Origin of the sequence: Flavihumibacter sp. CACIAM 22H1, from assembly GCF_001601815.1 — a bacterium.
Classification (GTDB): domain Bacteria; phylum Bacteroidota; class Bacteroidia; order Chitinophagales; family Chitinophagaceae; genus Flavihumibacter.
On sequence record NZ_LUKG01000002.1, the window covers coordinates 52808 to 57994 of the forward strand.

At 46.0% G+C, this 5187-nt stretch carries 6 protein-coding genes; 1 reads left to right on the forward strand and 5 read right to left on the reverse strand.

What is annotated here, in order from left to right; all coding sequences use genetic code 11:
• Nucleotides 1–222 (forward strand): chorismate-binding protein (locus tag A1D16_RS00905; protein WP_290706813.1); only part of this gene is annotated, 222 nt, incomplete at its 5' end.
• Nucleotide 223: 1 nt separating this feature from the next.
• Here the strand turns inward: A1D16_RS00905 and A1D16_RS00910 are convergent.
• The 5 genes from A1D16_RS00910 to rny form a co-directional block, all read right to left on the reverse strand.
• Entirely contained in the window at nucleotides 224–1312 is a 1089-nt protein-coding gene (locus tag A1D16_RS00910) for a lytic transglycosylase domain-containing protein (protein WP_290706814.1), read from the reverse strand.
• An 82-nt stretch (nucleotides 1313–1394) separates the two neighbouring features.
• Nucleotides 1395–2909, reverse strand: a complete 1515-nt coding sequence (gatA, locus tag A1D16_RS00915) for an Asp-tRNA(Asn)/Glu-tRNA(Gln) amidotransferase subunit GatA (RefSeq protein WP_290706816.1) — start codon at nucleotides 2907–2909, stop codon at nucleotides 1395–1397.
• A gap of 43 nt (nucleotides 2910–2952) precedes the next feature.
• Entirely contained in the window at nucleotides 2953–3177 is a 225-nt protein-coding gene (locus tag A1D16_RS00920; protein WP_290706819.1) for a twin-arginine translocase TatA/TatE family subunit, read from the reverse strand.
• Between the two features lie 162 nt (nucleotides 3178–3339).
• Complete coding sequence (gene rplS, locus A1D16_RS00925; protein WP_290706822.1) at nucleotides 3340–3699, reverse strand: 50S ribosomal protein L19; 360 nt, start codon at nucleotides 3697–3699, stop codon at nucleotides 3340–3342.
• Nucleotides 3700–3965: 266 nt separating this feature from the next.
• Nucleotides 3966–5187: ribonuclease Y (gene rny / locus A1D16_RS00930; protein ID WP_290706824.1), on the reverse strand; the 1222-nt coding region annotated here is incomplete at its 5' end.

Sequence of the window (5187 nt, forward strand, 5' to 3'; positions counted from 1 at the left end):
CAGAGGGGGCTTTACTCCGGAGCAGTTGGTTATATTACACCAGACGGTATTGCAGATTTCAATGTAGTAATCCGGAGTTTGCTGTACAATGCCGAGCAGCATTATCTTTCCTGCCAGGTAGGCTCTGGAATTACCTGGTATGCAAATGCCTTGCAGGAGTACGAGGAATGCCTGCTTAAAGCGGCTGCTATTCGGAAAGTATTAGAAAATACAGCCGAATAATTTATTTCCTTTCATTCATGGCTGCAGTGGAAGTTAGCAGTAGTTGAACAGACTCCTGTAGTATTGAATACTTATGCGCATTGAAAAGTTCCATTTTGGGCGCAGGTAATTTCATTTCATAAGGGCTGGCTGAACCTGCCATTACACGGTCGAAATCAGGATTGTAGCGGTTGAATTCTGAAAGATCCATCATTATATATTTTGCCACTACTACCGACTGGTACTTACCAGCAACTGCCTGTGATTTGGCGGCAGCCTCTTCTTCCTTGGTTATTTTACGGGTATAAGCATAAAGGCTGGAGCCATAATGGTCGTTGGTTTCCGCTTTAGTAAGGGTTGTTATTCCCCCCTGTCCTTCAAACACATAATGGGTGCCGATAAATTTTTTAACGTGTTTCCTGGTTTCTGCCGGCAGGTGATACTGAAGATCCCAGAAATTGCGGCTACCGCTGCGGGCAATGGCTTTTTGTACATTTCCCGGACCAGCGTTATAAGCGGCAATTACCAGCAGCCAATCGCCATAAATTTTATACAGATCACGAAGGTATTTGGCAGCGGCGTGGGTGCTTTTTACATAATTAGTGCGCTCGTCTACCGATTTATTTACTTTCAATCCCAGCTTAAGCGCCGTGCCCCGCATAAATTGCCAGGGACCCACTGCTCCTGCATGAGATACAGCGTTTGATTTCAGCTTTGATTCAATGATAGCAAGGTATTTAAGTTCCCTGGGAAGGCCATGCTGAACCATAATTCCGTCAATCATATTAAAATATGGCAGCGCCCATTCTTTCATGGCCTGAAGCGATTTTCCATAAGTGTCTATATAATCTTCTACGAAGCTGACAGCCCTGGGGTTGAGTTTGGGCGCATTATTGGAATTGATGCTCGATTCGTCAAACAAATCACGTATAATGGTAGGCGTTTCCATTTCAACAGAAGTGGAAGAAACAGCCGGTTGCATGGATTTCTGGATGCTACTGGTGTCAGCTACCGGGTTTTTTTCCGGTGTACCCGCTTTGTCCGCTTTTTGTGCGAAAGAGCCTGATAGGGATCCGAAAAGAAGGCTTCCCGCCAAAAGAAAATGTTTCATGTTCCAGACTTTGGTTAACAATTAAAACAGTTTCTCACAGAGATTTTTGGTGCATTTTCAAGGAATGGGATCGACGCATTTGCTACACCAGTGACGCTGAAACCCGGAGCAAAGATAGCTCCTCGAATCGGTTTGTCATAACCTGGAGGCTAAATGGCATGCCATTACTGTGCCAAAAAATGGGGAGAGCGATTGCCGGGATGCCTGTCAGGTTGGCAAAAACAGTATAAATATCGCCCAGGTACATTGCAATTGGATCTGCTGTTTTTTCGCCGAATTTGAATGCGGGGGTAGGGGCTGTGGGAGCCAGAATAGCGTCGAAGTCTTTGAAAATCAACTGTGTTTGATCGAAAAGTCGACGTCTAACCTGTTGTGCTTTGGTAAAGTAAGCATCGTAATAACCGGCGCTTAGTACAAAGCTGCCAAGCAGTATTCTCCGCTGCACTTCCTTGCCGAAACCTTCCGAACGATTATGTGCATAAAAATCTGCTAAATCTTCTACGGGCAGTGCCGAACGGTGGCCATACCGCACCCCGTCGAAGCGGGAAAGGTTGGAGGAGGCTTCCGCTGTGGTTAATATATAATAGGTGGGAACAATATAGTCGAGTAAGGGGAATTCCAGGGCTGTTACCGTATGCCCGGCAATTTCCAATTGCTTGAATTTTGTCAGCAGGGCTGTGCGGATTTCCGGATCAAGAGAAGGATGTTCTACCGCTTCTTTAAAATAGGCGAACTTATAGTACTGCTTTTCCGGGTTTTTGCTGCCTGTTGCAGGGGTATTGCTGTTTGCAGCAGCGGTTTCAGAGAGTGGTGTTGAAAGTTCCCTGTAATAGGCGGGTACAGGCAGGGAAGAACAGGTACTGTCGAAATTATCCATGCCCGCTATGATTTCCAGTACCAGTGCAGCATCGGATAAGCTGCGGGAAAAGATCCCCACCTGGTCAAAGGAGGATGCATAGGCAATTAATCCATACCGGCTAACCCGTCCATAGCTTGGTTTCAGGCCAATTACACCGGTAAAATCAGCTGGTTGCCGCACAGATCCGCCGGTATCGGAACCAAGGCTTACCATACAGAGTCCGGCTTGAACAGCAACGGCCGAGCCCCCGGAGGAGCCGCCTGGTACGCGGTTATTATCTAATGCGTTAAGGGTTGGTCCGTACGCAGAATTTTCGTTGGAGGACCCCATAGCAAATTCATCGCAGTTTAACCGGCCAATGATAATGGCACCGGCGTCCAGTAGCCGTTGAACTACGGTAGCAGAGTAGGGGGCTTTGAAGTTTTGCAGCATCCTGGATGCAGCCGAAACCGTATGGCCTTCGTAGCATAAAACGTCTTTAATGCCTATAACAACACCAAAAAGGGGAAGCAAGGCCTGGCCGGAAGGAGCTGTATGAGTACCGGCCTGCTGTAGTTGCTGATCGAGCTGCATTGCTCGTGTACGCGCTTCCTCTGCAAACACTTCAATGTAGGCATTGAGGTGTTTTTGCTGCGCTATTTGCTGCAAATAAAACTCCACTACTGATAAACAGGTAGTGGAGCCGTTGTTTAATTCCTTATGATATTGTGCTATCGATTCAAAAACAAACAATGCCACGCTAATTTCTTTGGTTCAACGCTTGCGGGTCTCTTAAAACTGCTTACTGCTGAGGAGAAGTAGTTTTGTCTTTTTCTTTAATGCCCTGCTCAATTTCGTCTTTTACATTGTTCTTAGCATCGTTGAATTCACGGATACCGCGACCCAGACCACGCATCAGCTCAGGAATCTTTCTACCACCGAATAACAGCAATACAACCAGGATGATCAGTATCCACTCGCTACCGCCTGGCATGGAAATCATTAATAATTGATTAGCTACTAACATGCTAAATTGATTTTGTAGTTTGTAAAGATACGGTATTATGAGAGCAATAGTTTGCTCGGGGGAAGAAAAAGCCCTGCCTGAATTCCGAAAAAATCCAGCAGGCTGCGTTAAAAAACAAAAAAAACCGCCTTGGAAGGCGGTTTACTATCTGGATGGAGCTGCTTATTTAGCAACAGCCATTTTCTTTTCTTTAATACGTGCACTTTTACCGCTACGTTCACGAAGGAAATAAAGTTTCGCCCGGCGTACTTTACCTACTTTATTTACGGCAATAGAGTCAATATTTGGACTGAAGAGCGGAAATGTTCTTTCAACTCCAATACTGTCGGAAATTTTCCGAACCGTAAAGGTTTGCGTAGTGCCCTGGCCCTGGCGTTTGATTACATCGCCTTTAAAGCTCTGGATCCGCTCTTTGTTACCTTCAACAATTTTATAGTTTACAGTCACGTTGTCGCCCGCTTTGAATTTTGGAAATTCTCTTTTCGGGGTTAATTGCTCGTGAACAAATGCTACTGCGTTCATGACATTCTTTTTTAATCGGACGGCAAAGGTAATAGAAAGAACGTAAATAGTCAAAAGTAAAAAAAATAAAAATCAGATCCGGTTTAAGTAGCTCCGAATCACTGTTACAAGCTATCCGCAATTTATTAATTATTAGAGAATTATGGTGCCTAAACGCGGCTTTTCCAGGAGGTCTATTGGTAAAGTCCGGAATCAGGCGCTAAAAAAAAGCACCCGCTGCTGCAGGTGCTTTTGGTATTCGTTGTTGACTGGCTGTCATTCCGGCCTTATCTGGCCACATTTACCGCTCTTTTTTCACGGATAACCGTTACCCGAATCTGGCCCGGGAAAGTCATTTCCGTCTGAATTTTCTGGGCAATTTCAAAGCTGAGCCGGTCACTGTCTGCATCCGTTACTTTATCTGCTTCTACAATAACCCGTAGTTCACGACCGGCCTGTATAGCATAGGCTTTTTCTACACCCTGGTAAGCCATGGCCATGTTTTCCAGGTCTTTGATACGCTGGAGGTATTGTTGCATAATTTCCCGTCTTGCGCCTGGCCGGGCTCCGCTGATGGCATCACAGGCCTGAACAATCGGGGAAATTACATATTGCATTTCCATTTCATCGTGGTGTGCACCGATGGCATTTACTACAGCAGGATTCTCGCCGTATTTTTCTGCCAGTTTAGCGCCGAGCAGGGCATGGCTCAGTTCTGATTCCTCATCCGGCACTTTCCCGATATCATGTAATAACCCGGCTCGTTTTGCCAGTTTAGGGTTCATTCCTAGTTCAGAGGCCATAATTCCGCAAAGATTAGCTACCTCGCGGCTGTGCATTAAGAGGTTTTGTCCGTACGAAGAACGGAAGCGCATTTTACCTACAATGCGTACCAGCTCTTTGTGTAAACCATGGATACCGAGTTCAATCACGGTACGGTCGCCAATTTCCATAACCTGCTCTTCAATTTGCCTGCGGGTTTTTTCCACCACTTCCTCAATACGGGCGGGGTGAATACGTCCGTCGGTAACCAGGCGGGTTAAACTGAGGCGGGCAATTTCTCGGCGAAGCGGATCAAAGGAGGAGAGGATAATAGCTTCGGGCGTATCATCAACAATCAGGTCAACACCGGTTGCTGCTTCCAATGCGCGGATATTCCGCCCTTCCCGGCCGATGATTTGTCCTTTGATTTCGTCGCTTTCGAGGTTAAATACCGTAATGGAATTTTCAATTGCCTGCTCAGCGGCTGTCCGCTGAATGGTTTGTATGATAATTTTCCGGGCTTCCTTATTAGCTTTTTGTTTAGCGTCGTCAATAATTTCCTGTTGAACGGCTATGGCCTGGGTCTGCGCCTCTTTTTTCAGGCTTTCCACTAATTGGGTTTTAGCTTCTTCAGCCGTTAAGCCGGCAATTTTTTCTAATCGGCGAATATGCTCCTCCTGGTGTTTTTCCAGTTCGGTACGCTTAATATTTACGAGCTCAATCTGACGGTTCAGGTTTTCTTTAATG